The following is a 3,203-nucleotide window of genomic DNA, read 5'->3' as shown; positions in this document are numbered from 1 at the left end:
AATCACCAAAAAAGATCCTGGAAACAGCGACGACAGTACCAACGAGTATGATCACTGAACAGGCGGCGATCCCCACACGCATCCGCACTGTATGTACGCGGCGTACTCTGCGTCTGATGGCCGTCCTGACGCGGACGCTGCCTTTATGTAGGAGATCTGAAGGTGACGTCCTGACGGGAGACGGAGACGGAGACGGACGAGCCTGTTGAGCTTCATGTGTGGGTGGCTCGCCCGAACGCTTCGCAAGCCCAGGCTCACCGACCTCCGGATACTGCGCACTCTCCGGGCCGCTGACCGCGCCGACACGCTGCTCGCCCTCGCTGTCGCGCGAAAGCCCGCTCGACGAGCTCCGGTCCGGTCGGCCGGCCGGATAGCCCGGCAGCATGGGGGTGGCGAAAGCATCTCCCGCCTGCCTTTGTTCGGCGGCGCCTGGGCCCGGTTCTGGGATCGAAATGTCGGGCTCGGTTTCACGGAGGACTGCATGGCCGACTGACGCCGTCTCGTGGTTCTCAACCGTCGGATGACCCAGAAGAATATCGAGCAAGATCTTTGCTGACGGACGCTTTGCAGCGTCTTTCGACAGCGCCCTGAAGACCAACCGGCCAAGGGTCGGATCGAGCCTGTCGACGCTCGGTTGATCATTGAGAGTACGATACATCATGGTCACGTCGCTGTCCGACCCGAACGGGCTGGCTCCGGCTGCCGCAAAAGTCACCGTTGCGGCCCACGCAAAAATATCTGCCGCCTGGGTCACTCGCTCGCCACGGATCTGCTCAGGAGCCATGTAGCCCAGCGTCCCGATACGTGACATGCCGAGACTGAATGCACTGCTTTCGTCGACGGCACGGGCGATGCCGAAGTCGATGACTCGCGGACCAGTCGGCGACAATATCACGTTCGACGGTTTGAGGTCGCGATGTACGAGCCCGACACTGTGTATGGCCACTAACGCGTTGAGCATCGCGACAGCGAGCTGTTCAACCGCCGTCGACGCGAAAGGGCCCTGTACGGCGACCGCGCGGGAAAGTGTGGGGCCCGGTATGTACTCCGTAACCAAGAACTGCGAATCCCCGTCCATGCCAACAGCAAGCACCCGGGCCGTGCAAAACGTGGCAACGACCCGACGGGCGTTTTCCGCCTCTCGTTGAAAACGTTGATGAAATTGGGGATCTTCGGCGAATTCAGAGCGGATGACCTTTACCGCCACCAGTTTGTCGTCAGCAGCAATCCCAAGATACACCGTGCCCATTCCGCCGCGACCAAGCCGGCTGATAAGCCGATAGTCGCCGATTTGTCGGGGGTCCGACCGTGTCAAGGGCAGCGGCGCGCTCACTGGATCAGCCGAACTATCCGTCACCCTGACCGCCAGGCTCGCGCAGGCAGAAGAATTCCCGGTTCGGGGTGTGCTGCGACGCGGCAGGTGAAGGCAGCCCTCGTCACCGGTCTGATCCAAACCACGAGAATTCCGATGTTGCCTGAATTTCCCAGCGACGCGCCAGGGAGTGGGCTGTCCGGCCCATCCGTGTTTTCAAGGAAGCGCTCACCTCACCAGGCCGCCGTACACCGGGCTCCCCACGCCACCCCGGAAGGCGGCCAGTGACTCAGCGTCCGCCGCTATCCGCCAGTCTGCTTCACCTTTACCTTGCTTCGATCGGTCGAAGTAAACAAACCCGATCACATCCGAACGGCCCACGACACCGCGTAATAGGTCCGCAATCTGTTCTGGCCGCCCGGGCCCAGGTTCAACGCCGGTCTCAGCGATCATCAATGGTTTCCTTGTAAAAGCTCGGACAAGGTCGATTGTTGGCTGGTAAACGCCCGCGAAAGTATGGGCATCATATCTTCGGTAATAACCGACGAGGCCCACTAGATCCACGTAGTCATCGCCGGGGAACAAGGGCGCCAGGGTGATTTGCAGGACGGGGTTCACGATATTTGGACTCCACGTCCAGATGACGTTGGTCGCGCCAACCTGGTGGAAGGTGTCGTGTATCCGTCGCCATGCGCGCACAAAGCTCGCCGCGCTGTTCGCCTGCGCACCCCAGGGGAACCAGCTCCCGTTCATCTCATGCCCGAAGCTCATCATAATCGGCAGGTTCAACTCGCGAACGCGCGTCGCGAAGTTCCAGATATAGTAGTCACTGAGACCTGCTGCAATGTCATCCAGCGATTTGCCATATGGCTCCCAGTTAAGGAACGGAAGCGAACCGTATTCGAATACTCTACGAGCGCCAGCCATATCGAAATCCTCGTTCCAGCCGACGAAGTATTCGACCAGGTTGGCCTTCTTCCCGACCTGGGAGGCGAATGTCTCCAGGGGCTTGGTCGATCCCGGCACGCCGTCCAGAGACACGCCGAGGTACTTGCCCTTCGCGTGTATCAATCCGCTGACGTCATAGGCAGACTTTGCCAATCCGCGCGCAGGTGCGGGTGCGGATGTGCACGCACCGAGCGCCACGACAATAAACACCGCCGACCATAGACGAGTGACCACTGAGTGCTGACCGTTCCACAGAGATGATCTATTCATATTACCACCTCCGGCAGCCGGACACTCCTCGGGTTTTTGGCTCGGGGCCGAGCGCTTCGAGGCCCCACGAAGGATGAAAGTAGCCAGGCGGTCACGGAGCACGAGAGGGCGCCGGCAATAAACAACGGCGAGAAGTTCACCGGGCTCCAGGTCGCCATGCGCCACAGGGCCAGCCCGGTCCACGTGAATGCGGTCCCCCCACTCCACAACCACAGCCCCTTTCGCAGCCGCGGCGAATCACCGGGCTTCGCTTTTGCCGAGCCCGTTGCCTGCCAGCCGACACGCCGCCCCCGGAGAAGGTCCCACAAGGCGAAGACGTGCGCCCAGCCGCAGATGAGCCGCACGGGTCGTGTTTCCCATGAGTAGAAACAACGGTGCCATAACGGGAAAATCACCATCGTATAGGTCAGGCTCGGCAGAATTAGAAGGTAGTTATCCCATCGGACACGCCCCGGCATGAGGGTCAAAAAGGTGAGGGGAATAAGCGGGGCGAATAGCGTGAGAAAGGCAGAGTAAATATAGTACAGATAGCCTGAAAAATAGCAGAGTCGGGGCGCGAAGCTCAACTTGGTCTGCCAAAACGACCTCGAAGCAACGAGGCTCAGGGTAGCGGAACACCAGCGGTACTGCTGGTTGTGGAAAGTGGTCATTTCACTCGGGCACATTCCGGTGG

At 60.3% G+C, this 3,203-nt stretch carries 2 protein-coding genes and 1 pseudogene; all 3 read right to left on the bottom strand.

Annotated elements, in window-relative coordinates:
- The coding region (locus tag U9977_RS22690) for a serine/threonine-protein kinase (RefSeq protein WP_322751313.1) at positions 1 to 1,333 on the bottom strand (1,333 nt) is incomplete at its 3' end.
- Positions 1,334 to 1,540: 207 nt separating this feature from the next.
- The gene (locus U9977_RS22685; RefSeq protein ID WP_322751312.1) at positions 1,541 to 2,470 is read right to left on the bottom strand and encodes a glycoside hydrolase family 26 protein; all 930 of its coding nucleotides are present in this window, start codon (positions 2,468 to 2,470) and stop codon (positions 1,541 to 1,543) included.
- A gap of 56 nt (positions 2,471 to 2,526) precedes the next feature.
- Positions 2,527 to 3,203 (bottom strand): annotated as a pseudogene (locus tag U9977_RS22680) (glycosyl transferase family 2); the annotation flags it as partial.

This window comes from Protofrankia sp. Cas8 (genome assembly GCF_963555845.1).
Classification (GTDB): Bacteria; Actinomycetota; Actinomycetes; order Frankiales; family Frankiaceae; genus Protofrankia.
Note: the sequence above shows the minus strand (reverse complement) of the source record. Positions and strands in the feature narration are given on the sequence as shown.